The following is a 19628-nucleotide window of genomic DNA, read 5'->3' as shown; positions in this document are numbered from 1 at the left end:
CTAAAAGTTACTGGATGGGTATACATTCAGTGAAGTTATTGCTGATTTTAACTGTTGCATGCGTTACCCGAACCTGTGTTCCTTTAACTTCTTAAATCCTTTTCCTTACTCACCAACACATCATAAATGATATGCGCAAACTGCCTCATCTTTGCAGGATCGCTCATGAGCTGTGTCATTTGCTCCGTATGAGCTTCATTACTATCCAATACGGCGTCATCCAATGCTGTATCAAACTCACCGAGCATCGCCTGCTCACGCGTGTTGTTCTGAATCTGCTTCATCATCCGTACGTTCTCAGACATCTTATCTGCCACGGTATGAACATAATTAATCATATCTTTATCGGTCAGCTTATCCGTGATAAAGATCTCATTCACACGGCTTAAAATCACCGACAGGAAGTCTTCTTTCTTGTCTTTCGCCTTGGCTGTACCCAAATCATTCCCAGGCTCCAATTTATGCTCAGTACTGTCTGCTTTAAGCTGAATATCCTGCTGACGAAGCTTAGACAAGCGGTAATGGCTCATTGCTACATTACTCAGATCAATTTCATCTTCGTCCGCAGCTTGTTCACGCAGCATCGGGCGTAAGTTACGCGCAAAAAGACTGAGCTTCTCAAGTTCTTGATCATCATATTCCACGATTTGAGACATAAATTCATAGAAACGGGTGAAACTGCCTAAATCCTTTTTGAAGATTTCCAGAGCATCACGCGCTTTCTTCGCTTCTGCAAACTCATTTTCAGCATTGGCAATCAGTACGGCGTCACCTGTCTGTTTACAGCGTTCTAAACGGTTCTTGGTGACATCATAATCATTGATGGCTTGTTTATAGCGATGCTGCCAACGTTGTAAAGCGGGCTTACAGATGTTAGCGAGTGCTGCACTGGATTTATTTTTGCTGTAGAAGGCCTCAACGAACTGTTCTACCTCAGTCCAGAGGAAAATGCCTGAGGCTTTCAGCTTTTCAAACAGATCATAAACCTGATCAGGATTGGATACATCCGCCAGTTCCGCCGTTTGATAATATGGCTGGAAAGCATCCAGAATGTCTTGTGGATCGTTAAAGAAATCCAGAACAAAGGTGCCTGACTCCGCTTTACCCGGATAAGTCCGGTTTAAGCGCGATAAGGTCTGTACACACTCCACCCCACCCAATTTCTTATCCACGTACATGGCACACAGTTTCGGCTGATCAAAGCCGGTCTGGAACTTATTTGCCACAATCATCACCTGAAAGTCATCGCTATCGAATGCCTTACGCATCTCACGACCTTTCATATTCGGGTTCATATTGCTTTCGGTAAATTTTTGACCTAACAGATGGCTACTGTCTGCATCATTGGCATTAAATTCTACATCGCCTGAGAATGCCACCATGGCTTGAATGTTGGCATAGTTCTGTTCAGCAATGTATTTATCAAAGGCCTGTTTATAACGCACCGCTTCTTTACGAGAACTGGTCACCACCATGGCTTTGGCTTGTCCACCGAGTAAGCCCATAATATTTTTCTTGAAATGCTCAATGATGATATTCACTTTTTGCGAGATATTATGATCGTGTAAGCGTACCCACTGATTCAGCCTGGTCTTGGCTTTCTTGGCATCGACCTGAGCGTCTTTTTCTTCGATCTTCTGCTTGAGCTTGTAGATGACTTTATAGTTGGTGTAATTCTTCAGTACATCCAAAATAAATCCTTCTTCAATCGCTTGGCGCATCGAATAGACGTGATATGCCACAGGAATATTGGTTTTAGACGGCGGCATGCTTGGATCGGGCAAGCGTCCAAACAGTTGTAAGGTTTTATCCTTTGGGGTTGCGGTAAAGGCATAGAAGCTTAGGTTTGCACTGCCCTTACGTGATGCCATCACCGCATCGAGTACATCTTCCGAAGAAAGCTGCTCATCTTCTTCACGCTCTTCAATCATCAAAGTTTCTTTGAGCTGACGCGCCGTGGAACCGCTTTGCGATGAATGGGCTTCATCGGCAATGACGGCGTATTTACGTTCTTTTAAACTGGTGCTGTTTTCAATGGCACGCAGTACGAACGGGAAAGTCTGAATGGTGACGATGATAATCGGCTGCGCCATTTCCAAGGCTTTTGCCAGTTTCTCGGATTTAGAGCCATCACCTTCTTTATTGTTAATCCGACCCACGACGCCATCGGCATGTTCAAACTGATAGATCGTATCCTGAAGCTGTGCATCCAAGATGGTTCGGTCTGTCACCACAATCACAGAATCAAACATCTTTTTATTATTGGCATCGTAGAGACTGGAAAGCTGATGCGCCGTCCATGCAATCGAGTTGGATTTACCCGAACCGGCACTGTGCTGAATCAGGTATTTTTGCCCTGTGCCTTCTGCCAATGAATCTTGAACTAGGTTATTCACCACTTTCCATTGGTGATAACGAGGGAAGATCAGACTTTCCTTTTTGTATTTGCGCCCTTCCCAGTCTTCCTTTTCTTCAATCTGTAAATGAATGAAGTTACCCAAAATATTCAGCAAGCTATCAGGTGTTAAGACTTCATTCCATAAATAGCCTGTGGCATATTCGTTGACATCTTCAGGGACATCATTGCCTGCACCTTGGGCTGAAGTACCTTTGTTAAATGGCAGGAAGTAGGTGCTATCACCACTCAAATGCGTCGCCATGTAGACTTCATACTGGCTTACCGCAAAATGCACCAATGCACCGCGTTTAAACATCAGCAACGGTTCAGGCTTATTGGTTTCAGGGTCTTTGGGCAGTCGGGTTTTTCGGTACTGTGTCATGGCATTTTGCACAGCCTGTTTAAACTCGGACTTGAGTTCCAGAGTTGCCACAGGAAAGCCATTGATAAACAGGACCAGGTCAATCCGCCATTTTTTGGCTTGTTTGCCAGTTGCCTCTAATTCGGCTTTGGATGTATATGGGCTATACACCAGTTCAGGCACGACACGGCAGATATTTTGCTGATAACGTTGATTCAGTTCGGGATTTAGACCATGTTCAGGTTTAAACTGACAGAATGAAAAGCGTGTACCACGGGTCTTGATGCCATGGCGGAGTATGCCCAATGTGCCATAACTACGGGATTCAACATCGGTGGCATTGATATCGGCTTTTTTAAGCTGAGCCACGACGGTATCTAAAAAATGGCGTTCGGTATCATTGGGGAAGATGTTTTTAAATTTCTGCCACTCGACCTGTTGGGTCTTTTGTACAAAGTCGAGTACATCTTGCTCATACAGGGCTTTTTCACAATTGTAGCCCTGCCCAGAACCCACAATCCAGCCATGTGATTGCATTTGTGCAATGATATCTTGCTGGAAGATGGTTTCTAAAGTTGCATCCGATCTCATGTTTCCCCAACCCTCTCGATACTCAAATTTCTTTATTACTGTTCTATTTGCCAAATAGGATGGCTTTGCCAATCTTCAGGGAAGCCCATCGCTGTTTTTGATATGTTGTGATGTGTCAAAAGCAGATCAATCAGACGTTTACGCCATGTATGCTGCGGGGCGATTTTGTCCATGAAATAGAGTAGAAATACCAGACTGTTATAAATTTTTCGCTCTGCCGAGTTACTAGGTTCAAAATTGCATTGCACCCGAAGCCCCATCGGCTTACTGCGTGGCTTGGCGATGGTTTTGGTAAATTTGCGGTTCCATAGTCTTGAATGATGAGCACAGGTATTTCTTAAGTAGACAAAATGCTGCAATAAGCCTTCAAACTGTGTTTCATCGCAATCAAAATGACTGGAAATGGCTTTACGTGTCTGAATCGGTGCCAGGAGCTGATACCATTTGGACAGTTGACCAAAACTCATGACTTCGCAGGTGGCCCAAATCGGTGGCAATTCGGGATCATCATAGGTACGTTTATAGTGTTCGATAAAGACTTCGTCTGCTCGATCTACTTCGCCTGCAATTGATTCTAATAATTTGTGCCATCTAAAGGCGGGTTTAAAGTATTGCCCTTGCAGATAGGCATGACAACCATGCCGATGTGCCAATTCATAGGCAAAACGGGTCCGAACGGCAACTTCCAGACGTTCTATGGCATCCAGGATGAGTAGCCTTAATTCACGATCAAAAACATATAACTCTAAAACCTGTTCAAAACTGGTCTCTGGTTTAAAGCAATGTGGTGAATGGGTGTATTCAAACGGAAGCCAATAGGCACCTAAGCGATAATAATTGATTTGCTCTAGGTAAAATTGTGCCTGTTGTTCATTGGCAAATTGCATACCACGCGCTTTTAATAGCTCAATTTGTTCAGCAAAGGTTTTGGCAGGCTTGTTAAAAGATTTCATAACTGGCTTGCCCTGATTGTTATATTTTTTAGGGCTCCAGAAACAAGTAACCCGACAGTTTGAGGATGCAATTGCTTGCCTAGCCTTGTCGGGTGTTGTTGAGCATATAGTGAATCATTGCAATTATTTATGCAATGATTTTTTGTATCTGCTTGAGTCCACATTTGTTTGAGGCAACTGAGAATATTCATAGGCTTAACTCCGTTTTAGCCTCATTGGGGTGTTGCCAGTTGCGTACGTCGATTTTGCCTGTGACCGCAGAGGAAATAAGGGCTGTACGGCGTTCTTGCATTAATTGAATTTGTTTCACAGCAAAATTAATCAACGAATCATATTTTTCAATTTTTTGGTCTAACTCTTTTAAGATACATTCTTGTTCTTCGATTGGAGGAATAACAATCACATAATTACGAATATCATCTACATTTATTCGCTTAAAAGTAGAACCTACCATTGCCGAATTAAGTTGAATCTTAATAATTTCAGATTTGAGAAAATGCAAAAGATATTCTGATGAAAGTTTTTGAATAATATGAATTAAGCAAACATCCTGCCCAAGCGCAAATTTTGGTAATTCAGCATGAACTAACGATGCCTCTCCAACAGTTGCATTACGTGTATAGATAATATCACCTACTTGCGGTTTACGATTACCATCAATTAATTCTTGGTAATACTTTTCATTGGTCAATTTTGCATTCGATAAATTAACCTTCCAACCTTTTACTTCACCGATACTAGCTAAGGGAATACCTTCATCAAAAAATTCAGCAGTAATGTGTTTACAGTCTACAACATTAACAAAGTGTTTTAATTTAGATACCGTCCAATGCTCAGGCACTTGCCCTAACCATTCCACACCTGAATCCTTCATCGTTACATCAGGATTTAAACCTTTGGTGACTGCATGGCTAATCACCGCTTGACGCTTTTCTTTCAGCAGTTCAATCAGCTTTTCTTGTTTGGTAATTAAGGTATCAATTTTTGTGGTTTCATGGTCGAGGAAGTTGGCGATTCTTTGCTGTTCATCAACATTACATAGTGGAAGAGGAATTCCACCAAATTGTTCATATGATATTGACTTACCATCTCTTAAACTGTCAGTTGTTGATTGCAAGGCTGCAATATATGGTGCACTTTTAAATAGATATTTGAAGTATGAATAACTTATTGTCTTCTTGTTTTGCAGAACCGTATATGCTGGTGAAACACATCCAGTATATTGACTATACTCAATCCCGCCCTCGAAGCTACGCAAACTAATGACAAAATTGTTTTCATCTACATGCCTAAAAGAATCCGTTCCTTTTAGAGCCAACATTACTTTGGAATCATTTAATTCCATCATAAGTTTTTGTGGGATGACTCCATATTTTTGACTTGCAGCCAATTGCTGATCTGTTTCGAAAGCTGATTTTCTAACAGAAGCAAAAATTCTTTTCCCTGAAAAATAGTTCCAATGACTAGGTATTTTACCCAACCACTCAACACCTGAATCTTTATATTCAGCATATTTCTGATACTTCGACATTAAGAATGCACCTCTTGAAGAAGTGCCATAATTTCACGGCTGACCGCATCCAAATCCGTATCAATCTCGCTTAAGTCACGTGGCGGCTCATACACATAAAAATGACGGTTAAACGGAATCTCATAACCGACAATGCCAATCTCGCCATCCTGAGCATCACGCTTATCGGCATTGATCCACGCATCAGGCACATGCGGTTGCACTTCACGCTTAAAGTAAGACTCGATTAAATCTGTGGTGCTTTGGCTTGGGTCAAGCGCAATGTTCTCCGCATCACGCAAATCACCATCCTGCACAAACTCAACCACTTTACCTTTATAGCTAAACTGACCATAAAGCGGATTTTCAGCGCCTTTCACCACTTTATTGACGACTGGCTCAGCATCGGCATTCTTCCAGGTGATCGCATCTAAGAATTGTTTCTTCTCTTTAGTTTCCAGTTTCACATTGGTAACTTTTAAAGCTTGCTTGAGTACATCATCAAAGGCATTAAAATCATCAAACTGCGCCGTACCAATCTTGGCTTGTAAACATTTCGCTTTGTTTAATAAGTTACGCTGTTCTAACCACAGTTTTGGCTCAAGCACCGTCTTGATATCTTTTTCTTTCAGCTCGCTAAATTCAGCTTTAATCAGCGCACGGATTTCCACATCAAACTCATCAAGCTGACCATAAGTGTCTTCTGTCCAGTCCGTAGCGTATTGCGCATACACTTTTTGCATCACCGCATTAAATGGCTTCGGTGCAAAACGTAACGATGCGACGGCGTCGTCACTCACCTGAGCAGATAAACGTAAAGGACGTTCAATAGTCACACGGCGGTAACCAAACTCGTAACTGTTAAAGATTTTGCTAGAAAAGGTTTTAGCAGCTTCATTTTTAGGATTAGCCGATTGACGACCACGATTAGATTTAACCTCTGCGGGTTTATCCAGTTCACGTGCATCCGTCACTTCAAAGTCACCATAACTGCGGGTAATCATTGCGATATCATCTTCGCCCATTTCATTACGCTTAGAGCCAAGCGACTTACGCATTTTGCTGTACAGGTTACTACCATCAATCAGCTGTACTTTGCCCTTACGTTGAGTCTCTTTTTTATTGCTGAGTACCCAAACATACGTCGCAATACCGGTGTTATAGAACATATCGGTGGGTAGCGCGATAATCGCTTCCAACAAATCTGCTTCTAAAATATAACGGCGGATTTCACTTTCACCACTGCCCGCACTACCTGTAAACAACGGCGAACCATTCAAAATAATACCAATACGACTGCCTTGCGCCGTGCTGTCGTCTTTATTACGCATCTTGCTAATCAGATGCATCAGGAACAGCAATGAACCATCAGATACACGTGGCAAGCCTGCACCAAAACGACCTTCAAAGCCTTTTTGCTCATGCTCGTCTTTAATATCTGATTCGATCTTCTTCCAGTCCACCCCAAATGGCGGATTCGATAGCATGTAGTCAAACTTCTCATACGCCAACTGGTCATTGGATAGCGTATTACCCAATTTGATATTACGCACGTCCTGACCTTTAATCAGCATGTCTGCTTTACAGATCGCATAAGACTCAGGGTTTAACTCCTGACCAAAAACCCGCATCACAGCATCAGGATTATGCTCATAGACATATTCAGAACCTGAGGATAAAAATCCACCCGTACCCGCCGTCGGGTCATAAATTGTGCGGATGATACCGTCACCATTCAGAACGTCATCATCCTTGCTGAATACTAGGCCTGTAGTTAAACGAACGATGTCACGCGGGGTAAAATGTTCCCCTGCGGTTTCATTTGAACCTTCGGCAAAACGGCGGATCAGTTCTTCAAACACCAAGCCCATTTCATGGTTAGATATATTTTTTGGACTGAGATCAATTTTAGGGTCTGAAAAATATTGAACGACTTTATAAAGCAAGTTGGCATCATCCAGGAGACCAATAAATTCGTCGAACTTGAAGTGTTCAAAGATTTCACGTGCGTCTTTGGAGAAGTTTTGAATATAAGTATTGAGGTTTGAACGAATATCTTTTTGACCCAGGCTGCCTAAATCCAGCTCGGAGGTATTAAAAAATGACAGGCCATTGGTTGCCTTCAGCAGCATTTTTTCTTTGGCTTCTTCTGGCAGTGGCATGAGTTTCACTTTTTCATTGGCTGCCAATACATCTGCCTTACTGGCTTCAAGTACACACTCTAAACGGCGCAACAGCGTAAACGGTAAAATCACACGACCATATTGCGATTGTTTGAAGTCTCCACGCAGTAAATCTGCCACCGACCAGATAAAAGCTGCTACTTGTGAAAAATTATTATTTGTCATTAAAAAATACCGCTAGCGCTCAGGCTATAAAAACTTGAAATTTATAGTGATGATTGTGCCTGATTAACAACATGTTTTGCTAGAGATAGACTGTACAAAAGAATATTAATTAGTATGCCTATGAGTTTTTTAAGTATTATTGAAAATAAAGAAATTTTTAGCTTTATGCTCAATAATGAGCAATGGGACAGATTGAAGGTTGATATAAAATACACCGATCATTAAAAGTTTGTTCTAGTAAGCCCTTCACGTCTGTCCATACCATTTTGGTACTCCCTCAAACCTATCAAGCTCTTTATCGTGAAGGTATATCACCAATCTAATTCTGGCTTTGCGGTCTTTATAACCAGTTTTTGAGTTCGTTTATTATTACCTGAGGCTTTTTTGCGAACTTTACCTTTGAGCTTAAGCAACAGTATCGGTGAAAATGATACTTCAGGTATCAATTGATCTAGATTACCCAACATATTGAGCGCACCTAAAATAGCGATCAGCTCTACTAGTCGAACGTCGCCTTTCTCCGCATTAAGGACAGCTCTCCGACTAATCCAAGCTTTATTAGCAATCTCCGCTTGTGTCATATCTTGATTCAATCGGATGCGTTTTAGGCGCTCACCTATTACTGACGCAATATATATCGGACTATCATTTTCGGAATAATTCATTATTTATTATCCTCATCTAGCTATGTGTTGTGCCGCCGTCATATAAAAATCTAGTCAAAATACCAAAATCTTTAGATCCAAATATGGCACAGCTCTCATGTTAGTTGCCAGTTCTTTGTTAATATCTATGCCTAACTAAATGCGCATTTACCCTAGCTAAAACTGAACATAATGAACGTCCCATCATCAGTTTCCGATGGACTCAATCTTGGCCGCTCTTCCGTATAAATAAAATAAGAAAAATACAAAACACAGTTAAACCAGTCACATTCAAAAACAAAGAATCAATAACTTAAATAAAAAAATCTATCTAAGCAAACCCTTAGCCTAGTTTAAAAAGAATTCAAATTCATCAAAAACCACTCACATTTATAACCATTTTCTTGATCTTTTTTTTGAAATTAACTTTTTAAGCATGTCTCTATATACATTAAAAAAATAAGGAGTGAACCGTACCAGGTTTGTCGGAGAGTCAATATTCTGAGAGACTATCCCGATGACAAAACCAAACTATACCCCCGAAATTAGAGAAAGAGCGGTTCAATTATTGATTGAATCTGAAAAAGATTATCCTTCTACTTGGGCTGCAATCACAGCAATTGCGCCTAAGATTGGTTGTACTCCTGAAACACTTCGTGCCTGGCATCAAAAATACTTAGATCAACAAAATCCCGCCAAAGTACAACAGGTATCTGACCAAGAAAAAATGAAGCAAATGGAACGTGAAATTAAAGAATTAAAACGTGCCAATGAAATTCTACGTAAAGCAGCCGCTTTTTTCGCCCAGGCGGAGCTCGACCGCCCACACAAATAATGGTGGATTTTATCCTTAACAATAAAGATCGATATGGTGTTGAGGCGATTTGTAGGATTTTACCGATCGCTGCTTCAACCTATTACCGGACTTTAGATCTCACAGTAAATCCAGAACATCGAGCGAAACGAGATTTACATGACTTGCAGCATGCTGAGGAGATTAAGCGAATTTGGAAAGAAAGTTCAGGTCGGTATGGTGTGCGTAAGGTCTGGCAACAACTGAAACGTGAAGGCTATGTGATTGCACGTTGTACAGTTGCTCGATTGATGCAAAAGCTAGGTATACAAGGTGTTTGGCGTGGTAAGAATAAACAAACCACCCGTAACCGAGATGACCAAAAACGGGCAGATGATTTAGTGAAACGTAATTTTAATGCTGATCATCCAAACCAACTATGGGTGGGTGACTTTACGTATATTCAAACTCATTCAGGCTGGGTATATACCGCATTTGTTAATGACGTGTTCTCACGAGCAATTGTTGGATGGAAAGTATCTACACGGATGAATACAGATATGGTACTCGATGCATTGGAGCAAGCATTGCACGATCGAGGCATGCCAAAGAATGTGATTCATCATTCCGATAGAGGTGTTCAATATCTTTCTATTCGCTATACCAATCGTTTAGAAGCTGCAAATTTACGAGCATCAGTCGGTACAACTGGTGATTCATACGATAATGCTCTGGCTGAAACGGTGAATGGCTTATACAAAACAGAGGTGATTGAATATCTAAAAGCAGATTGGCAAGGTTTAGCAGATGTACAACTTGCGACACTAAACTGGGTAGATTGGTTCAATAAAAAGCGTGTACACAGTGCACTGGGTTATGTATCGCCTTTTGAGTTTGAAGCAATGTACTATGATAAGATTAACCCGTTAGGTCAGGTGGCCTAACTTAAATAAAAAAGTCTCCGACAAACCCGGTACGGTTCAAGGGGATATGCATAACGGTACTTGGATTGACCAAGGTAATAGAAGCTACATCGTCGAACTTGGCTTTCTTTGAGTTTGCGAGATAGTTCTTGATTTCAACTACACGAGATTCTGGAACACGCAAAACTTTTGTAGGTTCATCATAAAGAGCTTTACGTCCTGCCCCTTCTCTACTTCCACCATACTGGTTTACCATCTATGTCTCTCCCTGTATAAACTTGATATTGTAACAAAATCAAGTTTATTAATTAGAAGAAGCTAAGACAATGAAATTACGATAAATGGTTAGTCACTTTTATATTAGTATTTCTGCGAAATCAATCTCTAAAAATATAAGGGAAACTATTTCCCTTATATTTCAACCAATCGTGAGAATCAGGTTATCTTATATCCCTAGACCACATATCTTTTACTTAATCCCCATTCTGCCAATATCCGTCTATATGTCGTTGAAGATTTGTCTGCTGCAAAGTGCGCCTCCATTGAAACATCTAATGGAAGTTCTTCCGGTTTTTGACTCTCAACAATATCCTGATCCTCTGCAAAAATTTGTGCATTGAAGTCATATACAGCCTGTAGGTCACCCGTCGTATCAAAATTACGTGTCAACGGAACAAATAGCCTGGTTTGATTATGCGAAACAGGACAACAAGCATTCAAAATTTTTAAAATCCCATTGTTAGGAAAATAGACAGTAAGTGTTGCCGAGAATGGAGGATATACATCAAATTCTCGTTTCCATAAGAAATTCTCTGGCTCTAAATGTCTCAAACTATGAGGAAAGTTACTTACTGTAGAGATATAAATCGTTTTAAGTCCATAATCTGTTCTTTCAGTTTCATATTTTGGCACTACTGGATTATCACGATCAGCGAATGCCTTGTTATGCACCCAGGCAAAATGTGCCACATCGATAAAACCTTCAAGCTGACGACCACTAGAACCTGCTATATCAACAAATGGTGGGAGTATTGATTGATGTTCATCTGAATCCCAAGTTTCAAGAACTGGAAAATTAGCTTCACTTTCATCACGGCTAAATAAGCTGGTCCAAACTAGTCCATATTTCTCAACTACAGGGAATTTAGTTAAGGTGAACCGATCTGAAATTTGGGTAAGTTCTGGTTGAGCAGGGATTTTTACGCACTTACCTTGTGCGTTATAGTTGAGCCCATGATAGGGACAAACAATATTTTCACCTTCTACCCATCCTTTACTTAATGGCACTCCTCGATGTGGACAGATATCTCTTACCAGATGAATTTCTCCACTTTCAGTTTTATAAATAGCCATTTTGACATCAAGAAGCTGAACTTGCTGCGGTTGAGTCGTTACATCCTGGATTTGAACTACCGGATACCAATGCTGCGCTAGAATATTCCAGTCATTTGGGTCAAATTGACTACATTGTGGCTGAGTGAATAAATTGAGAACTGGTATTGCATTCATTTTAGCGCTGCCCCTCTTATAAGTTATTGATTAATTCAAACTTCTTAGCATTGCTGCATCATGACTTTTTCTTTTCTATCTGTCTATTAAAGACTTTAGGAATGGTATTTCTAATTTTTAGAACACTTTTCTTATTATTGTTCTTCTTATCTAAACTTAACGAATAACTAGCATTTTATAACTCATCACAATTCTTAATTGATGCTGAATTACTTGGACTCCTATTACTACTCTGACTTTATTTAGTGTTGCCTTTTTGGCAACGAGTTGAGCGAGATTCTCTGCTATGCACGGAATTAAATTGTCATTAAGTTGATAACAACAAAGTTCAAAGAGCCACAAAAATGTTGACATACACACCACCTTCTACGGCTAAAAGTATTCCAGTAATCGACTTAAGCGACAGTTTTTCCGATAACCTGGAAAACCGGAAATCTGTTGCGTGGGAAATCCATAAAGCATGCAGAACAACAGGTTTCTTCTATATTAAAAATCATGGTATCGCTTCTGAAGTTCTCCAAAAACAATTAGACATTGCAAAACAGTTTTTTGACCTTCCGATTGAAAAGAAACTAGAAGTTGATTTCAAAAACTCCAAATGCCTTCGTGGTTATGAACCAATGGCAGCTCAAACACTTGATGAAGGCTCTCCTCCTGACTTAAAAGAAGGGTTCATGTCAGGGAAAAATCTAGATTCAAGTCACCCATATGTCCAAAAAAGCTATCCACAACATGGGCAGAATCAGTGGCCTGAAGATCTTCCTGAAATGAAGACCCAGACCGAAACCTATATTCAACAGACTTTAAAACTGGGTAAGCATCTAGCTGGCCTATTGGCACTTTCTCTTGGGCTTGAAGAAAACTACTTCGAGGCAGGCTATGATGAAACTGTCATTATTACCCGTATGCTTCACTATCCTCCTCAATCTGAAAAAATTGTAAACAATCAGCTAGGGTGCGGTGCGCACACTGATTGGGGGTTACTGACGCTCTTATTGCAAGATGAAGTAGGTGGACTAGAAGTACGCAATAGTGAGGGTGAATGGATACGTGCACCTCACATACCAGATACTTTTATCGTAAACCTCGGTGATTTAGTCCAATTCATGACTAATGGACTCTACCTCTCAAATATGCACCGTGTTTTCAATAGTAAAGCAGGTGTCTCACGTTATTCGGTTCCAACCTTCTTTGACTTGGATTACGAATACAAAATCAAAACGCTGCAAAATTTAGGTGATCAATTTAAGGCTGAACCTAAAGAAATGACTGTAGGTGAGTACCTAGCCTATATGTATCAAAAAACTTACGCATCGAAAAAAGAAGCCGTTTAATTTATTCAACAGTTGGTATCAAAATTATGAAAAAAATGTTTCCTCTAGGTTGTGCTGGTTTAGGCATTCAAAACTCATCAAAAGAACGACCAGTAAGCCTGAATGAGCCTACTATTCTCGAACAGTTCGAAATGCTAAAAGCTGCGGAGGTCTTTGATTTTCTGGATCGTATCCCTCTTGAAGATAGTCAAATAGATGCTTACATCAAGGCAAGTCAGAAAACAAATATCCCTATTTATTCTGGTTGTGGCTTATATGTCATTGGCAAGGATGAGGAAGCATTCAAACAGGATATTAATCGTAGTGCCGCTGTAGGGGCCAAATTCCACAACATGATGATTTGGGCAAAACATGCAGATGGTCATTATGTAACGAACGAAGAAGTTGCTAAAACTTATATCGATTTCTACACCTACGCTCAAAGTAAAGGAATAACGGTTACCTTAGAGTGCCACGTTGATAACTGGTCTGAAGATTATCGTCGAGTAATTCCGGTGGCAGATCTTATAGAAAAAGAAGGTGTGCCGTTTGAGTTTGCAATGGATTACAGCCATTGTATTTTTAAAATTGAAAATGAAATTGAGCTTGCTGTATCACAAATGCGTGATGATCCTGAAGCTATCAGAAAGTTAGATCCTTTTAATAATGATAGTTTTGCAGATGATTGGCTGAATCGAAATTTAGTTACATGGGGGCAGATCCGTCCTGCAGTCCCGAATAATCCAGTTAACTGGTTAGCATTTGAAACAGGACCATATAATGGCTTAGGAACAAATCGTCCTGGCCGAGGAATTCAGTATCCATTTAATCAACCTACGGAAGGTGAATGGCATACAGACTTCTGGCATGCATATAAGCTTGCACCAACCAAAGAAGTCATTCGTAAAATCATTGATAGCTACTTGAACAATCCAAATTCTAAAGTTCAACTTATGACTGTTGATAATATCAATTTAGAGTCGTATGGTTTAAATTGGAAATACAACATGTTTGCCGACAGTTGCAGTGTTGCCCATTATATTCGTGAGATTTATGAGGAGCGACTGGCAATATTTATGGCAAAACAAAATTCAACTGATACTCTTCAAAGAGAATCAGCATGAATAACCTACTTAATTTAAAAAATATTTTCGTAAATGCCAGTCTTTCTTTTAGGACTTTTACTCATCAGTGGGGCCAATCCAGCATTGGCCGCTGATCAAGCGGCTTTTGTCTATGTCGCTCATAAAAACGATTATGGTTGGTCTTATTCACACGATATAGGTCGTCTGAAAGCAGAAAAGTCCTTACAGGGTAAATTTAAGACCTCTTATATCGAGAATATTCTAGATAATGCCGACTCTGAACGTACATTTCGGAGACTCGCACAACAAGGAAATAAGGTTATATTTGCTACTACCTTCGGGTATATGAATGCCATTGAAAAGGTAGCTAAACAGTTCCCGAACACCATTTTTATGCATGCGAACGGATATAAAACTGCAAAAAATGTGGGAGTCTATGATATCCGAACCTATGAAGGCTCTTACTTGCAAGGGGTATTGGCAGGCTATAAGACTAAAAGTAATGTTTGGGTGTTGTAGCACCATTCCCAATTCCTGAAGTCATTAGAGACATCAATGCCTATACACTTGGGGCTCAATCTGTAAATCCAAAAATTAAGACCAAGATAGTCTGGATTAACACTTGGTTTGATTCAGGAAAAGAGCATGAGGCTGCACTTGCATTAATATCGCAAAATGCTGATATATTATCACAAGTCACCAACTCACCCGCTGTAGTTAAAGCTGCTCAGGAAAAAGGGAAATTTGGCTTTGGCTGGAACTCAGATATGAGTAAGTTTGCTCCTAAAGGTCACCTAGCTGCATCAGTGTTATATTGGGAAAAAATCTATACTCCTGTTTTGCAGCAAGTGCATAACAAAATATGGAAGTCGGGATCGACATGGTATGGTGTCAAGGAAGGTGCCATCGATATAGCAGGTTTTGGTCCAATGGTCTCTAACAATGAAAAAATGAAGGTTTTGGCAGTCCGAGATAAAATTCGTAACGGTCAATATATTGTGTTTAGTGGACCACTTTACAAACAAGATGGAACATTACTTTTGGGAAAAGGTAAACATCTCTCAAATACGCAATTGATGAGTATGAATTATTTCGTTAAAGGCGTGGATGCTGCTTATCCAAAATAAACAAAGCTAAGCCTTTATTGAGGGATTTCGATAAGGGCTTAGCTTTTTAGTTGTACTTTTCAGGTTATGTTTATTGTCCAGCTTCGCCTCTTTGTAGGATTTCATCTGTAATAAGCCTGGAGAGAGCGTCTGTTGCTGTAGAAAGATAATGACCTTTACGTGAATACAGACCTAAATCACAGTAGATACCATTGTTATCATTAAGCGGAATATAGCGAAGGCGATTATTAATTATTTCATTTTCCAACCCAAAGAATGTCTGAAAACCAATTCCCTTATTCCTGAGTATTAACTGTTTCATTAATTCCAAAGAACTCGTTTGCATTTTAAAATTTGGAATAGCATGTTGTGCACCCGCAAATAATGGCGCCAACTGTTGATAAATAGACAAATTAGGTTTTGGCATAATCACATCATAGTCGAGGCACTGATGGAATGACACCGTCTTTTGAGAAGCCAGCGGATGGTCAGTCGATACAATTGCACCTAATTTAAAATGGGATATTGCTATTTGGTGCAAATCATTATGCTTTGGCAAGGCAAAAGCCAAGCCTAGATCCACCCGATTTTCAATGATTTCATTAGGGATATCTTTTGAGCCTAAAATTGTAACCCCTACAGTTATATTAGGATATTTGACCTGGAATTTTTCAATAATCTCTGGCAGGAAATTAATCGCTAGTGTTTCAACACTCGCAATTTCAACATGACCTTTATAAAGCCCTTTCAGTGCATCCAATTCATTCTGCAATCGTTTAGTATCTCTCAGTACTAAACTGATATGTCTTGAAAACAACTCACCTGCATGAGTAAGCACCATACCCGAAGGCACCCGATTGAATAATGGTGCTCCAATTTCATCTTCGAGTTTTAAAATTTGCCTGTTTACAGCAGAAGATACGACATTTAATTGTCTGGCTGCTTCCCTGATTGAACCGCACCGGCGTACAGCATCAAAATAATGAATTGCTGCTGAGTGAAAGCGAAGACCACGTGTACTCATTTTAACATCACATCCTATTCCAATTTTAAAGCCCCAATCCATTTATAAATTTGAATGAGCTATTGAAATAGAAGCAAAAAACTTGCCATTAAGTAGCAGCCATTTTTTGGACCTAAAGCATTATTTTCAGTGCATCCCGTTGCTTTTTCAGCATCATCACTCATTTAAAAAAGTTTAAGCAATTGTTTTTATTTAATTAATTAAGAATAGCTCTCTTTTTGGCATCAGCTTGATCGATATTCATTGCTATGCGGTCTCATGATTATTTTATAAAAAAAAGAAAACATTATTTTTGAGAGATTGCTACATGACTGCGCTGGAAAACAATCAAAACATTACCTCTATACCCATCATCGATATTTCTGGACTTTTGGATAATGACATACAAACGCACCAAAACATTGCTTCAAATATTCGGAAAGCATGCTTAGATAAAGGTTTTTTTTACATTACGGGACATGGAGTTTCTAAAGCATTACAAGATAAGGTTTTTGAATATTCCAAATTATTTTTCAGTCTTCCCCTAGAACAGAAAATGCAATGGACCATCGAGCTTTCTGAAGCAAACCGAGGTTATGAACAATTAAGAGCACAAACCCTTGAACCTGATTCTCCACCTGATATCAAGGAAGGCTTTTATATCGGGAAGGAACGCTCAGCTTCAGATCCTGTTGTCATCCATAAAGCTTTTAACCAAGGCCCAAACCAATGGCCAGATATTGATGGATTCAAAGAGGTTATGGAGGAATACCAACTAGAAATGATCAAAGTCTCAGAAAGGCTCATGCATGCTATCGGTTCGTCACTAGGTCTGGAAGAAGATTATTTCTCAGAGTTCTGCAAGGATGCAGATTTAGTCACCTTGCGTTTATTGCACTATCCTCCACAACCCTCTAATGCTCAACCAAATGAAAAAGGATGCGGGGCACATACTGATTTTGGAGGGTTAACCCTATTACTTCAGGATCATAACCGCGGTTTACAAGTGTGGGATCAAACTCAAAACCAATGGATTTGGGCAGAGCCAATTGAAGATAGTTATGTCGTTAACCTAGGTGACCTAATCTCTATGTGGACGAACAATACATATAGATCCACCCTCCATCGCGTCATCAACATCTCAGGTGGGGAACGATATTCTGTTCCATTCTTCTACAGCGGTAATCACCAGTATCAGATTGAATGCATTCGAGAGTGTTTGGAGGAAAACTCAGAACCGCTATATCCACCAATCAGTGTTGAACAGCATTATCGTGACATGTTCAAAAAAACATATATCTAATAATAAGGAGTTTCCCATGAAAAAATTACCAGTTATCGACATTGCACCTCTTTATGACGTTAACCATCCTGATTATGCAGATATATGCAACCAAATTGACCAAGCATGTCGTGAATGGGGGTTCTTCTATATCAGTGGTTATAAACCGAATCACCTTGCAGAAGTTCAAAGTTTAGCTAAAGAGTTTTTTAGTAAACCACTGCTTGAAAAACTAGAAATAGACATCCAAAAACACAAAGCCTCTCACAGAGGATATGGTGCATTGGGTGTTGAACAACTTAATCCTGACCTGCCCAATGACTTTAAAGAAGTATATGACATGGGTGTTCACCTAGAAGCAGATCATCCTGATGTAATCAATAAAGAACCATTACGTGGTCCTAATGTATATCCGAATATCGAGAAATGGAAAACTGTAATGGATGGCTACTTTGAAGAGATGTTGGACTTAGGAAAAGTTCTTCTAAATGCCATGTCTCATGCCATTGGTCTTCCACAAAATTATTTTGATTACTGCCTACAAGAAAGTCTGTGTGCACTCCGCCTCATTCATTACCCACCTGCATTAGACAATACGCAATCAGAGAGTTTCAATGCTGGAGCACACACTGATTATGGCTGCGTGACTATTCTTGCTCAAGACGATGTAGGGGGATTGCAGGTTCAGGATGTGAATGGGAATTGGATCGATGCTCCGCCTATTCCTGATACTTATGTTATCAATATCGGCGACATGATGGCCCGTTGGTCCAATGACATCTACAAATCTACACCACATCGTGTTTCAAGTCCTAAAGGCAAACAACGTTTTTCTTTCCCATTCTTCATCCAGCCGAGCCCAAAAACTGTAATCCGTTGCCTGCCTAACTGTTACAGCGAATCCAATCCACCTAAATATTCACCAATTACTAGCATGGAATATCTACAGTCACGCTTTGATGCTACTTACAAACATCGTGCTGACGTTTAAATATCGGGGACATTCAAATGAAAAAAATTATCACTTCATTACTATTAAGTACCTGTGCAGTCAGCACTTACTCTTTTGCAGAAAAACCTTGGTTATATTGGCAATCCAATAGTATTTCTGCACTTTATGGTAAAGGTTTCGAAGTAGAGCCGGATACACATGAAACGATTACTTTTGAACATGCGAGCAGTTGGAGATGGGGAGATCTCTTTCTATTCGTCGACACTTATTGGTTTGACGGTAAAAGACTGCTTCCCAAGGACATAATGCTGTCTATACAGAAATAGCCCCACGCTTTTCAATAGGAAAACTAACCAATACGAATTTGAGCTTTGGGCCAGTGAAAGATGTCCTAATAGCTACGAGTTTTGACTTAAGTATTCAAGATCAGCCTGGCTATGACGATATGTGGACTTATTTAGTTGGTCCAGGTTTTGACCTAGATATCAAAGGCTTTGATTATTTCACCCTTAATTTTTACTATCGCATTCCAGACGATGGAAACACCCCAAGTGGACAATGGCAAATCACTCCTTCCTGGTCATATACCGTCCCATTTCTTAAATCATCAATCATTTTTGATGGATACATTGATTGGGTAGTCAATTCCAAAGGTAATAACTCTTCCGACTTTCACTTTAACCCACAAATCAAATATGACCTTAGCCCTCATCTAGGCTTAAGCCCAAAAAAATTAGCAGCAGGTATTGAATACGACTATTGGAAAAACAAATTCTTAATCGAAGACACTCCATATTTTAAAACTAATCAAAATGCTACTAGTTTCATCGTCAAATATACCTTTTAGGCTGAAGGAG

The 19628-nt window shown here is 39.9% G+C and carries 15 protein-coding genes, 1 pseudogene and 1 other annotated feature; of the genes and pseudogenes, 8 read left to right on the top strand and 8 right to left on the bottom strand.

What is annotated here, in order from left to right:
- Positions 1-83 precede the first annotated feature (83 nt).
- The 5 genes from ACO1B7_RS12795 to ACO1B7_RS12775 form a co-directional block, all read right to left on the bottom strand.
- Positions 84-3350 carry a type I restriction endonuclease subunit R gene (locus tag ACO1B7_RS12795; RefSeq protein WP_423090227.1) on the bottom strand — a complete coding sequence of 1089 codons (3267 nt, stop codon included), beginning with the start codon at positions 3348-3350 and terminating at the stop codon, positions 84-86.
- A gap of 35 nt (positions 3351-3385) precedes the next feature.
- Entirely contained in the window at positions 3386-4303 is a 918-nt protein-coding gene (locus ACO1B7_RS12790; RefSeq protein WP_129717439.1) for an Abi family protein, read from the bottom strand.
- 187 nt (positions 4304-4490) lie between these two features.
- A complete protein-coding gene (locus ACO1B7_RS12785; RefSeq protein WP_131274296.1) occupies positions 4491-5834 on the bottom strand; it encodes a restriction endonuclease subunit S in 1344 nt (447 codons plus the stop codon).
- Positions 5834-8161 (bottom strand): type I restriction-modification system subunit M, encoded by a 2328-nt coding sequence (locus ACO1B7_RS12780; RefSeq protein WP_129717894.1) that lies wholly within the window; start codon positions 8159-8161, stop codon positions 5834-5836. The genes ACO1B7_RS12785 and ACO1B7_RS12780 overlap by 1 nt, the downstream gene beginning before the upstream one ends.
- A 311-nt stretch (positions 8162-8472) precedes the next feature.
- On the bottom strand, positions 8473-8826 hold the full coding sequence (locus ACO1B7_RS12775) for a helix-turn-helix domain-containing protein (protein WP_129717896.1): 354 nt from the start codon (positions 8824-8826) through the stop codon (positions 8473-8475).
- 496 nt (positions 8827-9322) lie between these two features.
- Here ACO1B7_RS12775 and ACO1B7_RS12770 point away from each other — a divergent pair.
- A protein-coding gene (locus ACO1B7_RS12770) for an IS3 family transposase (RefSeq protein ID WP_155861479.1) occupies positions 9323-10542 on the top strand; the annotation gives its coding sequence in 2 pieces (ribosomal slippage) (positions 9323-9599 and positions 9599-10542; 1221 coding nt in all).
- Positions 9598-9714: a sequence feature (AL1L pseudoknot), on the top strand. Its footprint overlaps the gene before it by 117 nt.
- Position 10543: 1 nt before the next feature.
- On the opposite strand, the gene ACO1B7_RS12765 is transcribed toward ACO1B7_RS12770, so the two are convergent.
- Both ACO1B7_RS12765 and ACO1B7_RS12760 read right to left on the bottom strand, forming a co-directional pair.
- Positions 10544-10777 carry a hypothetical protein gene (locus ACO1B7_RS12765; RefSeq protein WP_005265709.1) on the bottom strand — a complete coding sequence of 78 codons (234 nt, stop codon included), beginning with the start codon at positions 10775-10777 and terminating at the stop codon, positions 10544-10546.
- Between the two features lie 197 nt (positions 10778-10974).
- Positions 10975-12030 carry an aromatic ring-hydroxylating oxygenase subunit alpha gene (locus ACO1B7_RS12760; RefSeq protein WP_000991568.1) on the bottom strand — a complete coding sequence of 352 codons (1056 nt, stop codon included), beginning with the start codon at positions 12028-12030 and terminating at the stop codon, positions 10975-10977.
- A 344-nt stretch (positions 12031-12374) separates the two neighbouring features.
- Here ACO1B7_RS12760 and ACO1B7_RS12755 point away from each other — a divergent pair, with 344 nt between their 5' ends.
- The 4 genes from ACO1B7_RS12755 to ACO1B7_RS12740 are packed head-to-tail and all read left to right on the top strand — an operon-like array spanning position 12375 to position 15555.
- Positions 12375-13364: an isopenicillin N synthase family dioxygenase gene (locus tag ACO1B7_RS12755; RefSeq protein ID WP_005090782.1), complete on the top strand. Its 990-nt coding sequence runs from the start codon at positions 12375-12377 to the stop codon at positions 13362-13364.
- 26 nt (positions 13365-13390) lie between these two features.
- Positions 13391-14467 (top strand): apurinic/apyrimidinic endonuclease family protein, encoded by a 1077-nt coding sequence (locus tag ACO1B7_RS12750; protein ID WP_000738084.1) that lies wholly within the window; start codon positions 13391-13393, stop codon positions 14465-14467.
- Positions 14468-14500: 33 nt separating this feature from the next.
- Positions 14501-14947 carry a BMP family ABC transporter substrate-binding protein gene (locus ACO1B7_RS12745; protein ID WP_213073079.1) on the top strand — a complete coding sequence of 149 codons (447 nt, stop codon included), beginning with the start codon at positions 14501-14503 and terminating at the stop codon, positions 14945-14947.
- The gene (locus ACO1B7_RS12740) at positions 14935-15555 is read left to right on the top strand and encodes a BMP family ABC transporter substrate-binding protein (RefSeq protein WP_004844441.1); all 621 of its coding nucleotides are present in this window, start codon (positions 14935-14937) and stop codon (positions 15553-15555) included. The genes ACO1B7_RS12745 and ACO1B7_RS12740 overlap by 13 nt, the downstream gene beginning before the upstream one ends.
- Before the next feature lie 70 nt (positions 15556-15625).
- Here the strand turns inward: ACO1B7_RS12740 and ACO1B7_RS12735 are convergent, their stop codons facing one another.
- Positions 15626-16558 (bottom strand): LysR family transcriptional regulator, encoded by a 933-nt coding sequence (locus tag ACO1B7_RS12735; protein WP_005265710.1) that lies wholly within the window; start codon positions 16556-16558, stop codon positions 15626-15628.
- Between the two features lie 307 nt (positions 16559-16865).
- Here ACO1B7_RS12735 and ACO1B7_RS12730 point away from each other — a divergent pair, with 307 nt between their 5' ends.
- The 3 genes and pseudogenes from ACO1B7_RS12730 (at position 16866) to ACO1B7_RS12720 (ending at position 19618) form a co-directional block, all read left to right on the top strand.
- The gene (locus ACO1B7_RS12730; protein WP_005265712.1) at positions 16866-17840 is read left to right on the top strand and encodes an isopenicillin N synthase family dioxygenase; all 975 of its coding nucleotides are present in this window, start codon (positions 16866-16868) and stop codon (positions 17838-17840) included.
- 16 nt (positions 17841-17856) lie between these two features.
- Positions 17857-18810 (top strand): isopenicillin N synthase family dioxygenase, encoded by a 954-nt coding sequence (locus tag ACO1B7_RS12725; RefSeq protein ID WP_129717707.1) that lies wholly within the window; start codon positions 17857-17859, stop codon positions 18808-18810.
- A 17-nt stretch (positions 18811-18827) separates the two neighbouring features.
- A pseudogene (locus ACO1B7_RS12720) lies at positions 18828-19618 on the top strand (outer membrane protein OmpK).
- Positions 19619-19628 lie beyond the last annotated feature (10 nt).

It is taken from the genome of Acinetobacter lwoffii (genome assembly GCF_049367455.1).
GTDB lineage: Bacteria > Pseudomonadota > Gammaproteobacteria > Pseudomonadales > Moraxellaceae > Acinetobacter > Acinetobacter lwoffii_W.
Note: the sequence above shows the minus strand (reverse complement) of the source record. Positions and strands in the feature narration are given on the sequence as shown.